Below are 21510 nucleotides of genomic sequence, written 5' to 3'. Positions count from 1 at the left end.
AGCATAGCAATAGATGTATAGGAATAGATGTATAAGTCTATAAGGACAATAAAAATCTAATTGCTGTTAAAATCATAAAACAATAAGTGAGATAGTAAATCTATAAGATGTGAAGTGATATTGCTTGTATAGCTGATAAAAGGCTTAGGAGGTTAGTATGAGTACATGTCCTCAAAAAGAAATAGATATATTAGGTATTGGGGCTAGCACATTAGACCGCTTCATCGTTGTGGATCATTACCCAACGGGACGTGAGGTACAACAAGTTGTATCTTCTACCACCGATGGTGGAGGACCTGTAGCTACAGCATTAGCCGTTGCAGGTAAATATGGTGCACGTACGGCCATGATTGACAGTATCGGTGACGATATGGTGGGGCGTCATATTTTAGATGATTTCAAAAAATATAATGTTAATACTGATGCTATCCACATTGAAAAGGGGGAAAAGAGTGGCGTTGCTACAATCCTAGTAAAGCATAGCACTGGCGAGCGTGCCGTATTTTTTGAACGCTCTACTGCGCCAGAGCCAGTATTTTTAGATACTCATAAGCAATTAATTAAAGAAGCTTTCATTTTACATGTTAACGGACGGCATCGACAATTCATGTGTTCTGCCATGGCGTTAGCACAAAAGGCAGGTACTATTATCTCCCTCGATGGAGGTGCACAGCGCTACGATGAAGAGATGAAATCTATTACAGAGTCAAGTCATATTACTATTGTTGCTCGTGATTATGCTGAAAAATATACGGGCACTACTAATTTAGAAGAAGCTTGTCGTATCATTCATGACCGTGGTGCTCTTATTGCGGGGGTTACGGATGGCGCTAATGGTAGTTATTTTGTATGGCCTGATGGAACTTTCTATCGTTGTCAGGCATTCCCTCAAGAATATGTAGTTGATACAACGGGGGCCGGAGATAGTTTTCATGGTGCATTTCTTTCAAAGCTTGTTACATTATTGAGAGAGTTAGCCCCAGTAGAAGGGTTAAAGACCTCTACATATGGTATAGATTTATTACAATATTGTGGACATTCTGATCTAGAAAGGGCTGCTATTTTTGCGTCCGCTGTAGCAGCTTTAAATACGCAAGGGATTGGTGGCCGTAGCCCTTTACCAAGTTTACAAGTTGTACATAAATTAATGGGATTGGAGTAAATCAGTATGTGGCACGATATTTCCCATTCTCATGTACAACGGTACATGCAACAAAATCCCTATCGATTATTAGCGTTTAGCTTTCTAGGCGTCATGATTATAGGTACCATATTGCTTATGTTACCGATGGCGAGTGCTCAGGGGCAAACGACGGCTCTTGTAGATGCCGCTTTTACAGCCGTATCTTGTGTTTCGGTAACAGGGCTGGCCACTGTAGATACTTATTATCATTGGTCTTTATTTGGTAAGATTGTAATGGTTATCCTTATTCAGTTAGGTGGGTTAGGAATTGTATCTTTCACAACCATAATTGCTTTGCTTCTAGGTAAACGAGTAGGCCTTAAAAATCGTGTGCTTTTGTCCGAGGATGTCGGACAGGATGGTATGACTGGATTACTACATATTACGAAAAAGTTAACGCTTTATACCTTTGCTATTGAAATTGTAGGAGGCATAATCTATACGATTCAGCTATATCCTTATATTGGACAGGCTGCATTATATACAGGTATCATGCAAGCTATTTCCACCTTTTGTAACGCTGGATTTGTATTTTTTGATAATGATCTACCGTATGCCATGGTAGGGGACATATTATTTAATATCAATACGGCCGTGCTAATTGTGATCGGTGGTTTTGGCTATTTAGCGGCCTTTGACATATGGTCACACCGTAAGGTGAGACGATTTGTTGACTTAAAACTTCACACTAAGATTATGTTAGTAGGCACAGCGATTCTTATCTTATTAGGAACTATCATTTTTTTAGGTGTGGAATGGTCAAATCCAAAAACCTTTGGGTCATTACCGATTTGGAATAAAATAATGGCCTCTTTATTTCAAGCGATTACGCCGCGTACAGCGGGGATTGCAACGGTTGACTATAATGCATTACATCCAATTACCTTGTTTGTTACTATTATTCTCATGTTTATTGGTGCTGGCCCAAACTCTACCGGTGGAGGCGTTAAAATTAGCACCGTAGCAGTAACCATACTTGCATCGCGTACCTTGTTTAATAACCGTCCAGATACAGAGATTTTTGAACGTCGTATTTCATTAGTAACCGTGCTTAAAGCCAATGGGATTATATTTTTATCGCTTCTTCTCATTTTAATAGCCACATGTTATCTGGCTTGGGATGAGCCTTATGATTTTATTCGATTGCTATTTGAGGTTACGTCTGCCTTTGGGACTGTAGGCCTTACAACGGGAATTACGCCCGATTTATCTGAAAGCAGTAAATGGGTGCTGATGCTTGTTATGTTTACAGGTCGTGTGGGTGTTATGACCGTTATTGGTACATGGGCTCTTAGGACGTCACCAACGAAGCCAATTGGGTATGCAGAAGAGAATGTATTGTTGTAATTGAGTAGAATAGTTAGCCTATCAGGAGATATAGCATGAAATATAAAACAATAGCTGTCATTGGTCTTGGACAATTTGGTACGACCATCGCCAAGATGTTAGCCTCTATGAATCATGAGGTTTTGGGTGTAGATATTAATCCAGAAATTGTACAAAAGGTTTCCCCCTATGTCACACATGCTATCGTAGCAGATACTACTGATGAAGAGGCTATTAAAGCCTTAGCTTTGAGCCAATTTGATATAGTTATTGTTGCTATTGGGGATAATATCCAGGCAAATCTTATGACTTCGATGTTATTGAAAGAAATGAAAATGCCTCATGTGGTTTCGAAAGCTGAAAATGCACTCCAAGGTAAGATGCTCAAGAAGATGGGGGTAGATATGGTTATCTATCCAGAATACGATGTGGCACAACGATTAGCTCAATCGTTGACACGAGAACATGTAATGGATTACCTACAGCTATCTAAAAGTATTAGCCTTATTGAAGTAGATATGCCAAAATTTTTGGTAGGCACTTGCTTGAAAGATTCTAATCTGCGTGAGAAATATAATCTTAATGCTGTAGGAATCAGGCGTGGGGAGGATTTAGAAGTCCCTCCTAATCCGTTTACGATTCTTTCAGCAGAGGATAAACTATTAATCATAGGAAATAATTCTGATTTAGATGCATTAACAGTGTAGTAAGTATACGAAAGAGATATAAATATATCGAAAAAATATGATATAATAAGATAGAATTCAGTATAGGCCATACGTATTCGTATGGCCTTTTAATATAGAAATGAAGGTTATTATGACAGAGGAACAATATATAACGGCGCTGACCAATAACCCACATGGGATTCGAAATATTCCAAATCCTACAGAAGCTATGCAACTTACATGTGTGGGACAAAACGGCATGTTGTTACAATATATTAAAGAACCTACTCAAAAGGTTATTGAAACGGCGCTTTCACAAGCACCACGAGCTATACAATTCGTTGAAAATCCTACAGAAGAATTGTTAAAAGCCTTAGTGGAAAAAGATTGGGCGGTTTTAGAATATATCGACAATCCGTCTGATACATTAATTCAAAGTGCATTAGCTCAATCAGGCTGGGCTATTCGCTATATTGCAAACCCATCTGAAGAATTGCAATTAGAAGCGGTGAAGGCGAATTATGATGCCCTACAATATATTAATACTCCAAGTGAGGCGGTGCAGTTACAAGCCGTGCAAGAAAGTTACTTAGCCTTGCGCTACATTGATGAGCCTAGCGTAACTGTTCTAGAAGCAGCAGTAAAGCAAGATCCACAGGCAATGCGTCAGATTACAAACCTCACTAAGGACTTGGCCTTGCATCTATTTAAGGTAAGTGCGGCTATTGTCGGTTATATACCTAATACATTGGGTGTTACAGTAGACGAAATCAAAGCTATAATTGTAGATGCTATTTCCGGCGATACAGTTGATGAAGACTATATACGCGAGTTAATCAACAATAAAGCTATCGGTGGACGTCAATCTAAATGGCCCATCGATTTGTTGTCACTTATAGATGCTTATGGCACCAAAATAGTTAAGAAAATTGCAGTAGGCGAATATTTGAAATATTAGAACGGAGATACGATGAACTTTATAGATACAATGGCAAGCGTTGAATTAGTGCTTGCTGCAAATCAAGTGCCTTTGCTCGTTGGTGAGACTGGCATTGGTAAAACCTCTCTCGCAACGCGTGTTGCAGAGGCACACGACTGGGAATTAGTAACTATCGACGGAAACCTCTTAAAAGAAGGTGAAATCGGTGGTTTACCTACTGTAGAAACGGTGACTCATACGGATGGTCATGGCAATACACGAGATGTGAAAACTACAGTATACGCTGTGCATCATACATTGGAACATGTGGCACAAGCCGTAGATAAAGGGCGTCAAGTATTGTTGTTTATCGACGAAATTAACCGCGCAGAACATGCAGTTCAACAAGAGTTGATGAACCTTATTCTAAACCGTGAAATTAATGGCTTTTCTTTAAGTGATCAAGTGCGCATCATCGCCGCTATGAACCCTGAAGATTCCTTTGATTACCAAACCATCGATATGGATCCGGCACAACAAAATCGATTCGTATGGCTTTATATGAATGCTGATTATATGCAATGGATTGACTGGGCTATTGGTGCTGGTATTGAAGAAAAGGTTATTGAATTTATTTCTTCCTATCCAGAATATTTAAATCAACGTCACGAAGACGATATCGATGCCACACCTCGTTCCTTTGAACGCGTGTCCGGTCTATATAGAATTTATAAGAATCAAGAGGGCACAAGCTATAGTCGCGATATATTTATGAATGTTATCCGCGGTAACGTAGGTAAACTCATTGCGGAGGCTTTTGTAAACTTTATCGAGTCCGATCAAGAACCTCTTATTACCTTTGATGATGTATTAACAGCGGTTCAAAAACCAGGTGCTATTATGTCTATGGCTGAGCAGGTTAAAGGTGAAAGCCCAACTCGCCTTTATGTAGCAGCAAAAAATATGTTGCATCGTTTAAATCGCAATAGCAATGCGCAGGAAGTACATCACTTTGTGGAGTTTTTAACCTTGTATCCAGGGGATTTGCGCGTAGCGGTTATGAAAGATCTTCGTAACACGTATGAGCGCGTTTACGCTTATGCTATTGAAGATGACCTTTTTGTAGATATTTTCTTTGAAGCGCAAAAATAATTCTATGTGTATAGTTAACCAAATCAAAGCTATATATAGATAATCGACTTTAGTAAATTATTAATTATTATGCTAATTGATATATGGCATATGACATATATTAAATTTGTTTTCTAAAGAAAAGGAGGTGTAAATATGCAACGAAACTTAGATAAGGACGATATACGTGATGCATCGGATTTACTGACTCATATCGATGGCTGGGAAAAAACGGGTTCTTATGATGCGAAGGCTATCGAGGCTCTTGATCGATGGCATGCGAAACGAGAGCGCATACATCGCGAAGCAGAGGCTTTGTATACGCAAATATACGCATCTTATGAGGCCTATGTAGATAGCTATGAAGAACAACATCATAGTATGGCGCCTGAACGTATAGCGGCTGATCTTATGAACCATAATATGTCGGATAGCCATATAGGTACTATCGGTCGTGCTCTTGAAGACGTACAAGTGGAGGGGACAGACCTCTCTGTTATGCAGCAAGCCGTAATGACACCGGCCTATGAGCAACGGTTGTGGAATATATTGCATGATGTAAACAGCTTGCTTCTTGAAGAGGACCAATTCTTTGGTTACTTTTACTTACAAATGACTCATCGCATTCGCTTTGATATGGCCAGTGCTTTTGGTATTAATCTTAAACAGGGCGGCTATGTGTTATATGTAAATCCATTTATCTTGTTACGCCAATCGCCTGATGTGATGAAGGATGGTATTAAGCGTGAAGTTCTTCATATCATTTCTGCTCATTTGATGCGGGTAAAAGCACTGAGCCAAGGCTTTCACAAAACAGCAGTCCATATGGCTATGGATATGGTCGTAAACGATTACCTTGAACATGTAGACCGTGATGCGGTAACGGTAGCCAATGTAAATGCGCGCTTTGGTTTGTTATTAAAGCGTTTCCGTACCATTGAATATTATGCGAAGGCTATTGATAAGGTTATGAAAGAAAAACCAGACCTCTTCGTGCCTATTGATAACGCAGATACGGCGGTTGCTATGGAGTTTGACCCTCAAACCAGCCATGATATTTGGGATGCATCCGATTCTATTGATACAGATACGATGGACCAAATCACGGAGCGCTATATCAACGAAGCCTCAAAGGGAGATATGGAAGGCTATGTGAAAAGCCTTATCGATACATTCCAAAAGACACGTCGTGCCTTGCCTTGGTATTTCTACCTTAAAAAGCTAATGGGCAAGGTAGCGAGTGGATACAAAAAAACGACGATGCGTCGTAATCGTCGTCAACCTGAGCGTTTGGAGTTGTCTGGCACATTACGTCAACATAAGGCAAATGTATGGGTAGCTCTCGACATGAGTGGTAGTATAACTGATGTGGAGTTTACAAATGCTTTAGAGCAAGTGCTACAAATCGTGCATGCCTATAACCATCGTATTACTGTTGTAGAATGTGATAATGAAGTACGCCGCACCTATACGATGGAATCCGTGAAGGATGTGAAGCCGCGCCTCGATGTGCGTGGTGCTACAGCCTTTACTCCTGTATTCTCTCTGGCTAATCAAAACCGTGTAGATTTACTTGTATACTTTACAGATGGCAAAGGGGAAGAGCGACTACGAGAGACGCCAAGAGGCTATAAGGTGCTGTGGGTATTGACCGGTGAGAATCCACAATTATCTTTGCTTAATCCGTACGGCATGGTTCGTGAACTCGGTTATGTGGGGATTGATGAAACTCAGGATATTGATGAGTTTGTACGTATGGTTAATCGCGGTGGCTTTTCTATGGCTAATCAAGAGATTTAGTATATTAGGTCGCATGTTTTTTTATAGGTTTAATCTTGAACCAAAATGGTATACAAAAATGACGCAATCCAGCGGATTGCGTCATTTTTAGGTCTGTGGATCTTTTATTAGTTGTTAAGCTCAATAGAGGAGCCTGGATCGATAATGAGTGCTGTTTGGTTATATTTGCCTTCTACAAGACTTGTAAATACACCTGGTTCACGGTCGATAACAGGCCATGTTTTGTAGTGAATTGGAATGGAAATACGCGCTTTTACATAAGAGGCAGCAAGGGCTGCATCTTCAACTCCCATTGTGTAATTATCACCGATAGGAAGAAGTGCGTAATCGATTTCACCAAAGCGATTTAATAATTTCATATCGCTAAAGAGTGCTGTATCACCAGCGAAGTATAGGATATCTCCGTAGAAATCTACAATACAACCTGCAGCGTGACCGCCAGGGATGCCAGCGCCGTGGAAGGCAGGAACCATTCGAACAGAACCGAATTCAAAGTCGAACTTGCCACCTAAATGCATGGCGTGTGTACGACAACCGGCAGCTGCTGCTTTACCCGCTACCTCAGCAGTAGAGATAACGAGGGCGTCATTTGCTTTGGCAATAAAATCTGTGTCTCCATAGTGATCATCATGGCCATGACTGACAAAGATATATTGGCATTTGATATCTTCTTTTTTAGCGATATCCCATGTATTACCGGTCAAGAATGGGTCGAAAATCATGGATACATCGCCACGTGTGAGCATAAAGCAAGCGTGACCAAAATAAGTTAGTTTTGTTTTCATAGGAACACTTCCTTCCTTGTACATACAATTCTTAATTCTATTGTATAATATAATAAATGAAAATAAAACTATTGGTGATAATTTATACATAATTAGTAAGGATATATTATGGATTTAACACATTTTGATCAAGATGGAAATGCTTGGATGGTAGATGTATCAGATAAGGATATTACAACTCGTACTGCTGTGGCAGAAGGCTTTATTGCTATTAATGATGCAATTTATGAACGCATTGCGGCGGGAACAATAAAAAAAGGGGATGTTCTTAGTGTGGCTCAATTGGCAGCTATTATGGGGGCGAAACAGACGAGTAATCTCATTCCCCTTTGTCATCCGTTAGCATTAACTAAGGTTGAGGTGCATTGTACTCTTGTTGCTGGTGAAAGTCCAGCCTGTACGGATGCTACACATAATAGAGCTGTTAAAGTTCATGCTACCGTAAAAACGACAGGAAAGACAGGTGTTGAAATGGAGGCACTTACGGCGGTTCAAGTAGGACTTTTAACAGTCTACGATATGTGTAAAGCTATTGATAAGGGGATGATTATAGGCCCTACATATCTTGTAGAAAAAGAAGGCGGGAAAAGTGGACATTTTGTCCGTTCCTTTGTAGAATAATATAGATATAAAGAATAGGGGATTGAAAATGGAAATAGTACTTTATGAGCCTGAAATTCCAGGTAATACAGGAAATATAGCGCGTTTATGCGCCGCCAATCATATGACCTTACATCTCATCAAACCCCTTGGCTTTTCTATTGATGACAAGCACGTAAAACGGGCTGGCCTTGATTACTGGCACTTGGTAGATGTACAGGTACATGAAAATATTCAAGAATTATATGAGAAATATCCTGATCGTAGATATTTCTATGCCACTACTAAAGCAAAGCATACTCATTCTGAGGTGAAATATGAAATCGGTGATATGCTCGTTTTTGGGCCTGAAACAAGAGGGTTGCCTGAAAGTTTATTAGATGGTAAAGAGGATACATGCATTCGTATACCCATGGTAGATGAAGCACGTTCTCTGAACTTATCTAATGCGGTGGCGATTATAGCTTATGAAGGTATGCGTCAACTTGATTATCCAGATCTTAAGGCTGAAGGCAATTGGATTCAATCTAAATAAATAGACTTTCATAATTGAGAAATATATTATACGTATGTGTTAGAAGATCTACCAAATCTATATGACCGGTAGCGATTTTAACGGTGTTGTTTTGAGGAGGATATTATGAACTACGATAAAGCTCATGATTTAGCTCACGCAATGCGTGAATCTGAAGAGTACAAAGAGTTAATGGCTGCTCAGGAAGCAGTGAAAGCAGATGCAGTAGCAACGGGTTTGGTTCGCACATTTATGGCTCAACAAATGCAATGGGAATACGCTAAGTTGTCTGGTGCTCCAGAAGCGGATGAGTTGCAAAAGAAACAAGAGGAATTGATGCCTCAAATTCAAGAAAATGCTGCAGCGGCTGCTTATTTGCAAGCGCAAATGCGTTGGAGCCAGATTTCTAATGATATTTATAAAATCATTAGCGAACCAATCACTGAGGGGATGAAAGTGTTAGATCATGGCGAACAACAACCAAAACATTAAGGTATTACAAACAGCTTTATTAGAAAAATTACCATGTACACGTGTACGAGAGCAGGAGCTTCTTTGTCATCATACGACATTCAAAATTGGAGGACCTGCGGACTTATTTATTGAACCTACTACGATGGCAGAACTTAGTTTTACACTTCGTACCATTCACGAATTAGATGTGCCTGTAACTATTATTGGTTGTGGATCTAATATTTTAGTGAAAGACGGAGGTATCCGTGGCGCTGTCGTATCAGTTCGACATATGACCCAAATCATGGATTGTAACGAAAACACATTGTGCATCGGTTCCGGGTATATGTTAAAGGATGCTTCTGAATTTGCTTGGGAGAATAGTTTATCTGGTCTTGAATTTGCTATTGGTATTCCAGGCACACTTGGTGGTGCCGTATTTATGAATGCAGGTGCTTATGATGGGGAAATGAGCCATGTAGTTACTGCAGTGAGAGCCGTAGATTTCCAAGGAAATATTAAAGAGTATGATGGATCTCACTTGGACTTTGCTTATCGTCATAGTGTATTCCACGATAATCATGAAGTTATTGGGGAAGTCATTATGACACTCAAACCAGGCGACAAGGATGCCATCAAGGCACGTATGGATGAGTTAACAGAAAAACGTGAATCAAAGCAACCTTTGGAATATGCCAGTGCAGGTTCAACCTTTAAGCGCCCACCAGGGTACTTTGCAGGTACATTGATTGAACAAACAGGCCTAAAAGGGTTGTCTGTAGGTGATGCGCAAGTGTCCCACAAACATGCAGGCTTTGTCATCAATACAGGTAGTGCTAGTGCAAAGGACGTACTTGATTTGATTGCAGAAGTACAGCGTCGTGTGTACGATAGACATGGCGTACACCTTGAGCCCGAAGTACGTATGATTGGTGAAGACTAATATCAACTAAATACTAATATAAGATTTCTTATGTAACGTTACTCTTTTTAGGGATGATGGATTCATAAGAAATCTTTTTTTATGTCCATTATAAGCGTATGATATTTATATAGTTAGTCTATATTTGGGAGGCGATGATATGAATACTTTGTTGGCCCAAGAGATTCATGATAAAGCACTAGCATGTGGGTATGACGATTGTGGTATAGTACCTCTTGATGCACTTGATTTTTATAAAGAACGAATGATAAAGCGTTTAGAAGATGTACCTGAAAGTAAAAAGGTATATGCACATAGTAATGCCTTTTTAACATTGAAAGAAAACTATCCTTGGGCACAATCCATAGTGGTTTGTACTGAATATTTTGGTGATTATAAGTTTCCTGTATCTCTTCGAAACCGATATGCAAAAGGGTTGTTGTTATCTTTGTCAAATATTCCTCACAGTGATGAGTTTAAACGACGGCAATCTTTTGAAGTCTGGCTTGGTGAAAATGGAATACGATATATTGGCGGTGAAACGGCGAAACCTGCCGGAATTATTCCTTTACGGCCCGCTTCGGTAGCAGCTGGTTTAGGCATTTATCGAAAAAATAATTTTTTTTATGGACCTAAAGGTTCTAGCTATGAACTGGTAGGCTATTTAATTGATAAGTCCTGTAAGTATATTCAACAGTTAGAGATACCACCATGTCCGGATTCTTGTAATTTATGTCAGCAAGGGTGTAGGACAAAATCCTTATCTGCACCGTTTACTATGAATCCGTTAACATGTGTATCTTTTATTAATACATTCGGTGATGGTAAGTTACCGGATGGTGTCATAGACGATATGCTGGAGGCGTGGATATTAGGTTGTGATAACTGCCAGGATGCATGCCCTTTTAATGCAGACCATGACTGGAGCATAGGGCTGGATTATCCCGGACTTGATGAATTAGAGCCGTTGCTACAGCCAGAATATATTTTGAAAGCTTCTGATGAGGAGATTATAAAAAAGCTGATTCCTAAATTCTGTTTCCATTTAACAGATAAACAAATTCCGTTGTTGCGTAAATCTGCTAAGCGGGCGATAGCGCGTAAATAGGTTTTTGTCCTAAGATGAGTCAAAAGTATAATCGAATGTTGAAATTGCCATGATTAGAATAGGTGTACTATTTTGACTTTTTTCTATAGACTGCGTTATAATTAACTGTTGCCATTTTTGGAAAATATACCTACATAGCTACTTTTACAGAGGCTATGTGATATAGAATATACTGAAAGAATTAAAGGGAGGATCTTATGATTCGCGAAAATCTTCGTAATGTAGCGATTATCGCCCACGTTGACCATGGTAAAACTACTTTGGTGGACGCATTATTAAAACAAAGCCATGTGTTCCGTGAGAATGAAAAGGTAGCAGAACGGGTAATGGACTCCAACGATTTGGAACGTGAACGCGGTATTACTATTTTGTCTAAAAACACTGCTGTTATGCATGATGGCATCAAAATCAACATCGTTGATACTCCAGGCCATGCTGACTTCGGCGGCGAAGTGGAACGCGTACTTAACATGGTTGATGGCGTATTGCTTCTCGTAGATGCTTACGAAGGTCCAATGCCTCAAACTAAATACGTTTTGCGTAAAGCATTAGAGCAAAAATTGAAACCAATCGTAGTTATCAATAAAATCGACCGTCCTGACCAACGTGTTAAAGAGGTTGAGGATGAAGTCCTTGAATTGTTTATGGAGCTTGAAGCTGATGATGATCAACTCGACTTCCCTGTGGTTTACGCATCTGCTCGTTCCGGTGTGTCCAAAACCAACTGGGATGATGAAGCTGTAAACATGGAACCGTTGTTCAAAACATTGATTGATGAGATTCCGGCACCACAAGGTGATATGGAAGGCCCTCTTCAATTCATGGTAACTACACTTGATTACGATAACTTCATCGGTAAAATCGCCGTAGGTCGTATCGTTCGCGGTAAAATGAAAACTAATCAACAAGTGGCAATTATGAACGGTGAAAGCACTCGTAAAGCGAAAATCGGTCGTGTGTACACATACAATGGTTTGAATCGCGTTGAAACTGACGAAGCTGAAATGGGTGATATCATTGCCTTTGCAGGTATCGACGATATTAACATCGGCGAAACAGTAGCGGATGCTGAAAATCCTGAAGCATTACCATCCATCTCCATCGACGAACCAACATTGTCTATGGTGTTTTCCGTAAATAACTCTCCATTCGCAGGCCGCGAAGGTGAATTCGTTACATCCCGTCACTTGCGTGATCGTTTATTCCGTGAAGTAGAAACTAACGTTTCTATGAAAGTAGAAGAAACTGATTCTGCAGATGCGTTCAAAGTATCTGGTCGTGGCGAATTGCATTTGGCAGTATTGATTGAAACTATGCGTCGTGAAGGCTACGAATTACAAGTAGGTAAACCTCGTGTAATTTTCAAAACTATTAACGACCAATTGTGTGAACCGCTCGAAGCATTGACCATTGACGTACCTCAGGAATTTATGGGTACCGTAATGGAAAATCTCGGTCAACGTAAAGCTGAGTTGACTAATATGGTTGAATTGGCCGGTTATCTTCGTATGGAATTCGTAGTTCCGGCTCGTGGCTTGATCGGTTTCCGTGCACAATTTTTAACAGCTACAAAAGGTAATGGTATCATGAACCATGTATTCCATGGTTATGCACCATATAAAGGTGAAATTCCTTCCCGTACACGTGGTGCATTGGTAGCATTCGAAAATGGCGAAACTACTCCATATGGTTTGAACTCCGTTCAAGATCGTGGTACATTGTTCGTTGGTCCTAACCAAGACGTGTATGCAGGCCAAGTTATCGGTGAAAATACACGTGAACTTGATATGGATGTTAACCCATGTAAGAAAAAACATGTTACCAACATGCGTTCCAGTTCCTCTGATGAAGCGGTACGCTTGACTCCACCTCGTATCTTCTCTTTGGAACAAGCTCTTGAGTGGATCAACGATGATGAACTTGTTGAAGTAACACCTGAAAGCATTCGTATGCGTAAAACAATTCTTGATCGTAACGCACGTGCGAAAGCAGCGAAGAATAAAAAATAATATCTCATGCGGATATAATGGCGCTCCTTAAGGAGCGCCTTTTTTATCTAATCTATAAGTATTTATCTAACATATTCTTACAAGTCATATATTCATGAAAATAGGTGATAATTTTATCATTTATGATTATTGGGTATAAAAAAAAGTTAATATACTAAATACGCATAATAACTTGCTGATAGGGGTATTGGTATATACGAAATATTTGTAACGCTGTATAATAATAACAAGTTTATTGAAAAAGTTATTGATTATGGAGGTTCTTATGAATAAGAAAATCTTAGCTTCTTTATTTGCAGTAGGTTTAGCTGCAGGTTGTGTGTGCTCTTCCGTTGATGCGCATGGCGTATTCTTTGCTAACCGCTTAGATGAAAAAGCGCTAGTACTTGGCGAAGGCCCTGTTGATGATGCGTATAGCCCAGAAATGGTAAAAAGCATCATTGGTTTAGATAACAATGGCATGGTAATTCCTGTACAAGTTATTAAACATGAAAAAAATGTAGTAGTTGTACCAAATGATAAATTGGGTATTACAGTAACTGACTTTGACTATGGTTATTGGACAAAAGACAAAGATGGTAAAACTGTTCATAAACCAATCTCTGAAGTACCAGGTGCTCAAAAAAGTACACATGCCATTAAATATGACGTTCACTACTGGAATGCAGAAGCAAAACCTTTCAATAATAAAGATGCTTTCATTCAAATCATTCCATCTGTTAACCCATTAACTCTTAGAAAAGGTGATACATATGAAATCCAAGTCTTGAAAGACGGTAAACCATATGCAAATGCACCTCTTATTAAAGACGTAATTAATGATCTTACTAATGAAAGCCAAGCAGATGCTAATGGTAAAGCAACTGTTACTGTAAGTGCTAATGGCCTTAACGTAGTAGGCGTTGAAGTGGGCTTCCCAACTCAAACTAAAGGTGAGCAAAATAAATACTTCAGTGCATTGTCCTTCATCATCAATCCTGAATAATATAGGATATAACTATTTACTAAGTGTGTGAAATAAACAAGACCTCCTAAGTTGGACTTAGGGGGTCTTTTTATATTTTTAGGGTGTACGTATAAATGCGTTCTGTGAGAGCCTCGTATTAAGCGAGGTAAGAAAGAGAGATTTTTATGAAATTACAACGAAATGTATCGGCTGTGATGGCTGCGTTGGTATTAACTGGAATGACCTGCTCTGCATTTGCTACAGAAATTAATGCCACAAGTGATAAAGCGGAGGAACTGCTTGGCTTAACAATGGGGTCACCTGTACAAACACAACCGGAAGTCAAGCATATAGAGGATACCTTGACGGTTAATGTGCATGGTAAAAGCTTAACAGAAACAGGTAAAAGTAAGAATGTAACGGGCATCTATAATGGTTTTGGTTCACAATTGACTGTGGATAAGGATTTAGTTGTACGGTTAAAGAATGATGCACCAGCATCCAAAAGAGAGCTCGGACATTACTATATGAGCGCTGTGTATGCTGGTTACGGCGGTAAAGTGCCAAGACTCAGCAAGGACAATCCTGATAGAGATTATGGAGATACTAATATTCACGTCAAAGGCAATGTAGATATTGATGCTATCGGTGTCGGTTTACAAGCTAATCAACGTGGTCATATCATTGTTGAGGGTGGTGGACGTATCATAACTCATCCTTTAGAAACTTCTGATACTTACTCTGTGGTGGCAGAAGAGGGTAATGTATACGTTAATACAGGCTCTGACGGAAAACATCCAGGTTCTAAAGAATTGGTCGCTGTTGGGAATGTAGGGTTAATTAATAAGGATTATGGACGTGATCCAAATCATAACGAAACGCCAACGAATATAGCATTAGCTTTTACAACACCTAATTCTAAACTTACGGGTGCCGTACTAAATGAATATGCTGAAAGCAATAAGAACCCGCATAATTCTGGTGCTGACATTTACTTACAAAATGGAGGAACTTGGAATAATGAATGGATTGGTATGGAGCGTCCTACCCCTAAAAGAGAACGTCCATCTGGGGATAATGCAGCATATCTATACAAGGGCAGTAAGGTTCGCAATCTCGTAGGTGGATCAAGTCCATCGGCGGCCGGTATACTTCATCCTATTGATGCACGACCTATTACAATTCAAAATTATAGCGGCTATGTGAATGCTGTTTATAAGGCCGGTGTTCCAGCTAGTGAAAATGGAAAGGGGAATATCGTTGTTGAACATGCTGCAGATAATAGCCATATTACGTTGCAAGGCGATGGAGCTAACTTGACTAATGATGATAGCTACCGTAAGGAAATACAAGCCTTAGCCGATAAATTACAATATACTGGCAATGATAAGAAACTGAGTACAACTGTTCAAATCAATGAAGGTATTACTCGTCCAGGTGCTGTCGCAGAGCTTGGTGCAAATCATTTTGATTCACAGGGGCGCCTTGTTGTAAATGATACAACAAAGATTAATCGTGCTAGTGAATCATCATTGGTAAGTGGCACAAAATCTGCTCTTACATCGACCGCTATGGCATGGAAGAGTAATAGCAATGATTTACAACGCCGTTTAGGAGATCTTCGTTTAGCTAATACAAACCAAGGTGTATGGGCAAAAAATATAGGCGGTAAATCTAAAATCACAGATGGTGCTGATGCACACATGACGAATAATGGTGTACAAGTCGGCTACGATCATAAGGCTTCTAATGGTTGGATTTTCGGTGGCGCTATTGATTACAGTACTTCTAGTAATTCATACGCTAACGGCAGTGGTGATGGCAAACTTGGCGGCATCGCCGTATATGGCACAAAACAACATGATGATGGTCGTTATTTAGATATTATTGCACGTGGTAATAGATTATCCAATGATTATAAGCTCTACTCCGTAGGTGGACAACGTGTGAACGGTGATTACCATACATATGGCACATCCTTAAGCGCTGAATATGGTAAACGTATTAAGAAGGAAAATGGCTTCTACATCGATCCTAGTGTAGAATTTATTGTAGGCCGTTTGAATGGTGTATCCTATGATGCCTCTGTTGTCGGTGGTGGTTCTATGCATGTGAAAGCTGATGCTGTGAACTCTGCTGTAGGCAGACTTGGTATTGGCATTGGGAAAGAAACAGAAAAATCCAATATCTTCGCTAAATTAGCATTAGCGCATGAATTCTCTGGTAAGGCAAATACAACATATTCCGCACCAGGTAATCCAACAGTACAAACAACAGTAGATTTGAAGGATACATGGCTTGATGCTGAAATTGGTGGGTCTTGGAGTGTCCGTCCTAGTACATATCTATATGGTACATTCACCAAAAACTTTGGTGCTATCGTAGAAAATACATGGCGCATTGATGCTGGGATACGACATAACTTTTAATTGAACAATTAACAACCTCTGTAGCATATACTGTTACAGAGGTTATTTTAATTATCGTCTAAACTGACTTATTTTATATCAAAATGTCGATTAGTAAAAAATCACAATAAATCTTATTAGAACATAATAAAACATATTAAAACATAATAAAACATAATCTTTTGTATTGAGTGGTTAAATTTAGTATGATACTATATCAATATATGAAAGAGGTGGTTGTTATGGCAGTTGAACGTTGGGTATCAATGGATGAAATTTGTGAGCATATGGGTGTAAGTAGAGATACAATAAAAAAAATGATAAAATTACAGAACATGCCTGCTTATAAATTTGATAGAAAATGGAAGTTTAAAATAAGTGAAGTAGATACTTGGTTACATGAAACATATTGCTTAAATAGTAGGAATGAGGATAAGTAAATGTTAAAAACAATTGACTTATTTGCAGGCGCCGGAGGATTAAGCCTTGGATTTGAAATGACTGGAAAGTTTAAGGTATTAGCTGCGGCTGAAATTAATAAAAATGCACAAGCTACATATAAAAAAAATATTGTTGAAGGTAAACCTACATTTACAATGATTGAAGATATCAACGGATATGATTTTATGGAATTAAATGAAAAATTAGGTGGTATTGATGTAGTAATAGGTGGCCCCCCATGTCAAGGTTTTTCAAATGCTAATAGACAGAAAAATCATTTAATTAGTATGAATAATAGTTTAGTTAAAGAATTTTTTAGAGCTATAAAAGAAATCAAACCTAAAGCATTTGTAATGGAAAATGTGAGTATGCTTAGATCAGACACTCACCGATTTTATGAATCAATCAGTGATAATAAAGAGATAGATGCGCTAATTGAGGATGGATTTGATATTCCTAAAAGATTAGATTCTCTATTTATAACAAATGAAAAATTTGAGAACATTGATTATACAATGATTGATGATATATGCCTTAATAGATTTTTAATTCCAATTGAGATTTTTAAATTATTAAATATACTATATAAGAATTTATCGAATGAAAGAAGATTAGTGCGATTTTTGGAAAAAAATAGGTTGGGGTTAATTAGACGAATTACAACCTTTCTTGATGAAGAGATAGATGCTTCTATTAAATTTAGATTACAAGCTATTTGTGATTCATTAACTAACAATAATATTGAGAACAAATTAAACTCTATTGAGTATATTGTTAATCTTCAGAAAGTAATTCATACGATACAAGAGATAAAGAATAATGGATTGATAGGTAAATTTGAAATTAAGGGGGATTCTCATTTAATATTTAAGGTGAATTCATATTCTGTAATAGATTATATAAATGCTATTTTAGGTGGTGAATATAGTCAAATAGGTTCAACTGTTAATGCGGAATGGTTTGGGGTGCCTCAAACTCGTAGACGATATATAGTTATAGGTATTAGAAAGGATTTATATCCTAACATAAACCCATCACTTCCTGGAAATCCTGATACTCTAAATATAAATACTGTAGAAGATGCGATAATGGATTTAGTTTCTTATGAAGCTGGGTATGAAAAAGATTACAAAGAGATCCCTTATAACTCTGATGATATTCTAAGTGATTATGCTAATATGATGAGACAGGGGAGTGGAACCGTTAAAAACCATATAACTACAAAAACCTCTGAATTGGCATTGAAACGTTTTGAAGCAATTAAACCTGGTCAAAATTTTCATAGTCTTTCCGAAAATATGAAAAATACATATACAAAACCTGAAAGAACTCAAAATACAATTTATTTACGACTTAAATTAAATGAACCTTCAGGTACCGTTGTTAATGTAAGAAAATCTATGTGGATTCATCCTATTTTAAATCGAGGGCTAACAGTTAGAGAGGCTGCAAGACTTCAATCATTTCCTGATAAATTTGGATTTGTAGGAACTAAAGATTCACAATTTCAACAAGTAGGAAATGCAGTTCCTCCATTATTAGCGAAAGCTATAGCACAACAAATATTAAATTATATATTATAAAGTCAAAATAATATCCATCAAAATTAATAATATTTGATGGATATTATTTTTTATTTTTCAAATATATGGTAAATATTATTTATATATTTGAATATATAGAATATATATGTTATATTTTTAGTATAAGTTTCGTTAAAAAAGGATTGTCATAGAAATGAAAAAAGATAAGGAATCAAAAAGAGATAAATTTGTTAGATTAGCAGAGGCAAGAACTAATAAAATTATTGACATGTTACAGTTACTAGGAAATTGTTCAAATACAAGTACGTACAGTTACACACAATCAGATGTCGATAAAATCTTCAGTACTATAGAGTCAGAGGTGAGGGAGGTAAAAAAGAAATTTAATAAAACTGAAAGTAAGAAAGGTGCTCGTTTTTCTTTAGATTAAAGGGGGATTAATTGATGAATAAGATGACGGCAATACCTCAAAATTATAAGAATAATGTTGAATGGATTTTAGGTGCCTATGAAGATGCTGGTGTAACATTTCCCAATGGTTTTCAAAAGGATGCAATTCAAAATGCAGTTGGCGCAAGAAAAACAAATAAATGGAAGAATTGGTCTTGCAATATATCCGTTTGTAAAACTGATAAAGGCGAATTTGTTATAGTAGAAGACTCGGGGACTATGGGGTTAACTGGAGCGAATATTCCAGCTGAAGAGATTAATAAATTAATGGCAGCAGGTGAGACACTTGATTCAACACAACGTTTAGCACGGTTTACATCAATGTTTAACTCCGGCGGTAATGCTACAGGGGGAGGTTTGTTCGGGGCTGGAAAGAGTGTTTATTCAGTAGCTTCAGATACGTATACATATTATTTTGACTCATTAAGAGAAGATGGGTTATATGTTGCGAATATGAATAAGTGTGGACAGGTTCAATCTGTAGCACTTGAAAATGATGAAGCTAAAAATTTTATTTATGACTTTACTGGGCTTGTTCCAAAACAAAATGTAGGTACTCGTGTAATTATAGAATCTCCTAAAAAAGAATTAGTTGAATCTATATCAAATGGAGATATAGTTTCATATATTCAAGAATCTTGGTGGCTAATAATTAAGCGATTAGATGAGGGTGCTTCTATTTCTGTAAACGGGAAAATGGTTAAAGTGCCATCAGAACCTTTTAATGTTGAGCATATTTTTGAATTACAAAATTCTGAAAAATATATGGACGGTTATAGAGTAAAACATTTTGGATTATATGTTTCTGATACCAAAGATAGTATGTGGCATGGAATCTCTTACTATAGAAAAGGAATGAAGATTGGGGACGTCGATCTAAAGGATATCCCCGAGAAAATAAATAAAAAATTTTGGGGATATATTGAAGTTGATGAGGCGTGGGAAGATGGGCTCTCTGAAATCGAAGATAGAGTTCATTTTGGTGTCAGTAAAGGTAAAAAGAACTCTAAGTCATATCAAAATTTAAAAGCGTTTTGTAATCAAATGGTTCAATCTCTGCTAATTAAATGGGGGTATATTAAAAACCAAGAGTATGAAGATAAAAAGTTAAAAGATAACCTTACCAAAATTGCAGAAGAGTTACAGGATCTGTTTGGTAAATTAGGATATGAAAATTTAGGTATAGGACTTAAAAAACCTGATTTTGATGTACGTTGGCAAGATATCAAATATCCGGCTAAGGGGAGTGAGCAGGTTACCAGCGGTGACGAAATTAAATTTTCGATGAGAATTACAAGCTCATATACAATTGATAAAAAATTTGCTTATTCCTTATATGTATTAAGTCCTGATTCGGGTGAAATTATTTCATATATTGATAAAGATGAAATAATTATTAAACCTAGTGATGTCTTTAAAAAAGAATTTTCTCATGTTATAAATCCTGATAGTTCGCTACGATACTCCGAAAATAGAATTATATTATCTGTAAAGGTTATTGGTAGTGGTAAGGAAAAAAAGAAAGAGCTTCCATATTTTTATGATATTAATAAACTTGATAATACTAGAGAGTCAGTTAGTCTTTCTTTACATGAATGTACATTTCCTATAGAGGGTAGCCGTAGAGTAAATTTTGATGATTCAATTACAAATGTTTGTTATAGAATTGAGAATAAAAGAAATTATACATTGAATTATAAACTTAATATTAGTATTCACAATGTAATGGATAATGCTTCTAAGATTACTGATGTTGGTTCATTTTCTGGAATACTAAATCCATTCGAAGAAATTTTTACACCCTATATAGATCATATTACTTTTGCACGTAATGTTTATGAGAAATATTTAAATGAGGGAATGATACAATTAAGAGCTAGATTAATTGCTAATGAGGACGATGAACAGTTTGAAAAAGGTGATAAAATTACTTCATATAATCTAAATATTTATTTGAATATGGATGATAAGAATGGACAAAATGATGCATTTGAAGTTCAAAGTATCGATGCTCCTGAAAATTATAAACGTGCATGGAATCAGCCTGGTGCGAATCGAACAATATATTTAAATATAGGACATGCAGCTTATCATAATATGGAGGCATACCCTGATTTACAGATGGCATATCTTCGTGAGCAAATGTTAAAACAATATGTATTGCTATATTTATCTGAAGGTAGATATGATATGTTTGGTGATATAGATAATAATTTTTTAAACTTAGAACCTCAAGAGGCCGCAGAACAAGTTCTTGAAAAAATTGAAAAGATTTATCATAAAAGTCTAGAGTAGGTGTTGCA

The 21510-nt window shown here is 37.5% G+C and carries 19 protein-coding genes; 18 read left to right on the top strand and 1 reads right to left on the bottom strand.

The genetic code is table 11. The features are described from left to right. Positions 1-157: 157 nt before the first annotated feature. From HMPREF0873_RS03720 to HMPREF0873_RS03695, 6 genes are all read left to right on the top strand, one after another. Positions 158-1162, top strand: coding sequence for a carbohydrate kinase family protein (locus HMPREF0873_RS03720; RefSeq protein ID WP_008714419.1), 1005 nt, complete (start codon positions 158-160; stop codon positions 1160-1162). 6 nt (positions 1163-1168) lie between these two features. Next, positions 1169-2530, top strand: coding sequence for a TrkH family potassium uptake protein (locus HMPREF0873_RS03715; RefSeq protein WP_008601570.1), 1362 nt, complete (start codon positions 1169-1171; stop codon positions 2528-2530). Positions 2531-2565: 35 nt separating this feature from the next. Next, positions 2566-3216, top strand: coding sequence for a TrkA family potassium uptake protein (locus HMPREF0873_RS03710; RefSeq protein ID WP_008714417.1), 651 nt, complete (start codon positions 2566-2568; stop codon positions 3214-3216). Positions 3217-3328: 112 nt separating this feature from the next. Beyond that, complete coding sequence (locus HMPREF0873_RS03705; RefSeq protein WP_008714415.1) at positions 3329-4135, top strand: hypothetical protein; 807 nt, start codon at positions 3329-3331, stop codon at positions 4133-4135. A gap of 12 nt (positions 4136-4147) precedes the next feature. Then, positions 4148-5248 (top strand): AAA family ATPase, encoded by a 1101-nt coding sequence (locus tag HMPREF0873_RS03700; protein WP_008714414.1) that lies wholly within the window; start codon positions 4148-4150, stop codon positions 5246-5248. Positions 5249-5383: 135 nt separating this feature from the next. Further along, positions 5384-7027 (top strand): VWA-like domain-containing protein, encoded by a 1644-nt coding sequence (locus HMPREF0873_RS03695; protein ID WP_038125505.1) that lies wholly within the window; start codon positions 5384-5386, stop codon positions 7025-7027. A 107-nt stretch (positions 7028-7134) separates the two neighbouring features. On the opposite strand, the gene HMPREF0873_RS03690 is transcribed toward HMPREF0873_RS03695, so the two are convergent. After that, a complete protein-coding gene (locus HMPREF0873_RS03690; RefSeq protein WP_008714410.1) occupies positions 7135-7812 on the bottom strand; it encodes a metal-dependent hydrolase in 678 nt (225 codons plus the stop codon). 108 nt (positions 7813-7920) lie between these two features. Between HMPREF0873_RS03690 and moaC the strand changes: the two genes are divergently transcribed. The 12 genes from moaC to HMPREF0873_RS03630 all read left to right on the top strand — a co-directional run bounded on the left by moaC (position 7921) and on the right by HMPREF0873_RS03630 (position 21502). Further along, complete coding sequence (gene moaC / locus HMPREF0873_RS03685; RefSeq protein ID WP_008714409.1) at positions 7921-8433, top strand: cyclic pyranopterin monophosphate synthase MoaC; 513 nt, start codon at positions 7921-7923, stop codon at positions 8431-8433. A 28-nt stretch (positions 8434-8461) separates the two neighbouring features. After that, complete coding sequence (trmL, locus tag HMPREF0873_RS03680) at positions 8462-8947, top strand: tRNA (uridine(34)/cytosine(34)/5-carboxymethylaminomethyluridine(34)-2'-O)-methyltransferase TrmL (RefSeq protein ID WP_004696651.1); 486 nt, start codon at positions 8462-8464, stop codon at positions 8945-8947. Positions 8948-9052: 105 nt separating this feature from the next. Continuing rightward, a complete protein-coding gene (locus HMPREF0873_RS03675; RefSeq protein ID WP_008714407.1) occupies positions 9053-9418 on the top strand; it encodes a YlbF family regulator in 366 nt (121 codons plus the stop codon). After that, positions 9393-10322, top strand: coding sequence for a UDP-N-acetylmuramate dehydrogenase (gene murB / locus HMPREF0873_RS03670; RefSeq protein WP_008714405.1), 930 nt, complete (start codon positions 9393-9395; stop codon positions 10320-10322). Before HMPREF0873_RS03675 ends, murB begins: the two co-directional genes overlap by 26 nt. Positions 10323-10461: 139 nt before the next feature. After that, complete coding sequence (locus HMPREF0873_RS03665; RefSeq protein WP_038125504.1) at positions 10462-11409, top strand: epoxyqueuosine reductase; 948 nt, start codon at positions 10462-10464, stop codon at positions 11407-11409. A gap of 197 nt (positions 11410-11606) precedes the next feature. Then, positions 11607-13418, top strand: a complete 1812-nt coding sequence (typA, locus tag HMPREF0873_RS03660; protein ID WP_004696644.1) for a translational GTPase TypA — start codon at positions 11607-11609, stop codon at positions 13416-13418. Between the two features lie 265 nt (positions 13419-13683). Then, positions 13684-14403 carry a DUF4198 domain-containing protein gene (locus HMPREF0873_RS03655; protein ID WP_004696641.1) on the top strand — a complete coding sequence of 240 codons (720 nt, stop codon included), beginning with the start codon at positions 13684-13686 and terminating at the stop codon, positions 14401-14403. A 146-nt stretch (positions 14404-14549) separates the two neighbouring features. Then, positions 14550-16793: an autotransporter outer membrane beta-barrel domain-containing protein gene (locus tag HMPREF0873_RS03650; protein WP_008714401.1), complete on the top strand. Its 2244-nt coding sequence runs from the start codon at positions 14550-14552 to the stop codon at positions 16791-16793. 221 nt (positions 16794-17014) lie between these two features. After that, positions 17015-17212 carry an excisionase family DNA-binding protein gene (locus tag HMPREF0873_RS03645; RefSeq protein ID WP_008714400.1) on the top strand — a complete coding sequence of 66 codons (198 nt, stop codon included), beginning with the start codon at positions 17015-17017 and terminating at the stop codon, positions 17210-17212. Then, positions 17213-18796 (top strand): DNA cytosine methyltransferase, encoded by a 1584-nt coding sequence (locus tag HMPREF0873_RS03640; RefSeq protein ID WP_008714397.1) that lies wholly within the window; start codon positions 17213-17215, stop codon positions 18794-18796. Positions 18797-18950: 154 nt separating this feature from the next. Next, positions 18951-19187, top strand: coding sequence for a hypothetical protein (locus tag HMPREF0873_RS03635; RefSeq protein WP_008714395.1), 237 nt, complete (start codon positions 18951-18953; stop codon positions 19185-19187). Between the two features lie 14 nt (positions 19188-19201). Next, entirely contained in the window at positions 19202-21502 is a 2301-nt protein-coding gene (locus HMPREF0873_RS03630; protein ID WP_008714394.1) for a hypothetical protein, read from the top strand. Positions 21503-21510: the final 8 nt, after the last annotated feature.

Source organism: Veillonella sp. 3_1_44 (assembly GCF_000163715.1).
Lineage (GTDB): Bacteria > Bacillota > Negativicutes > Veillonellales > Veillonellaceae > Veillonella > Veillonella parvula_A.
This window is presented reverse-complemented; position numbering and strand designations above follow the sequence as displayed.

Excerpts from the sequence above, each read along its gene's own strand:
- trmL (WP_004696651.1), top strand. The coding sequence starts at position 8,462 with ATGGAAATAGTACTTTATGAGCCTGAAATTCCAGGTAATACAGGAAAT.
- HMPREF0873_RS03695 (WP_038125505.1), top strand. The coding sequence starts at position 5,384 with ATGCAACGAAACTTAGATAAGGACGATATACGTGATGCATCGGATTTA.
- HMPREF0873_RS03640 (WP_008714397.1), top strand. The coding sequence starts at position 17,213 with ATGTTAAAAACAATTGACTTATTTGCAGGCGCCGGAGGATTAAGCCTT.
- HMPREF0873_RS03710 (WP_008714417.1), top strand. The coding sequence starts at position 2,566 with ATGAAATATAAAACAATAGCTGTCATTGGTCTTGGACAATTTGGTACG.
- HMPREF0873_RS03715 (WP_008601570.1), top strand. The coding sequence starts at position 1,169 with ATGTGGCACGATATTTCCCATTCTCATGTACAACGGTACATGCAACAA.
- HMPREF0873_RS03700 (WP_008714414.1), top strand. The coding sequence starts at position 4,148 with ATGAACTTTATAGATACAATGGCAAGCGTTGAATTAGTGCTTGCTGCA.
- typA (WP_004696644.1), top strand. The coding sequence starts at position 11,607 with ATGATTCGCGAAAATCTTCGTAATGTAGCGATTATCGCCCACGTTGAC.
- HMPREF0873_RS03705 (WP_008714415.1), top strand. The coding sequence starts at position 3,329 with ATGACAGAGGAACAATATATAACGGCGCTGACCAATAACCCACATGGG.
- HMPREF0873_RS03690 (WP_008714410.1), bottom strand. The coding sequence starts at position 7,812 with ATGAAAACAAAACTAACTTATTTTGGTCACGCTTGCTTTATGCTCACA.
- HMPREF0873_RS03665 (WP_038125504.1), top strand. The coding sequence starts at position 10,462 with ATGAATACTTTGTTGGCCCAAGAGATTCATGATAAAGCACTAGCATGT.
- HMPREF0873_RS03720 (WP_008714419.1), top strand. The coding sequence starts at position 158 with ATGAGTACATGTCCTCAAAAAGAAATAGATATATTAGGTATTGGGGCT.
- moaC (WP_008714409.1), top strand. The coding sequence starts at position 7,921 with ATGGATTTAACACATTTTGATCAAGATGGAAATGCTTGGATGGTAGAT.
- HMPREF0873_RS03635 (WP_008714395.1), top strand. The coding sequence starts at position 18,951 with ATGAAAAAAGATAAGGAATCAAAAAGAGATAAATTTGTTAGATTAGCA.
- HMPREF0873_RS03645 (WP_008714400.1), top strand. The coding sequence starts at position 17,015 with ATGGCAGTTGAACGTTGGGTATCAATGGATGAAATTTGTGAGCATATG.
- HMPREF0873_RS03650 (WP_008714401.1), top strand. The coding sequence starts at position 14,550 with ATGAAATTACAACGAAATGTATCGGCTGTGATGGCTGCGTTGGTATTA.
- HMPREF0873_RS03630 (WP_008714394.1), top strand. The coding sequence starts at position 19,202 with ATGAATAAGATGACGGCAATACCTCAAAATTATAAGAATAATGTTGAA.
- HMPREF0873_RS03675 (WP_008714407.1), top strand. The coding sequence starts at position 9,053 with ATGAACTACGATAAAGCTCATGATTTAGCTCACGCAATGCGTGAATCT.
- HMPREF0873_RS03655 (WP_004696641.1), top strand. The coding sequence starts at position 13,684 with ATGAATAAGAAAATCTTAGCTTCTTTATTTGCAGTAGGTTTAGCTGCA.
- murB (WP_008714405.1), top strand. The coding sequence starts at position 9,393 with ATGGCGAACAACAACCAAAACATTAAGGTATTACAAACAGCTTTATTA.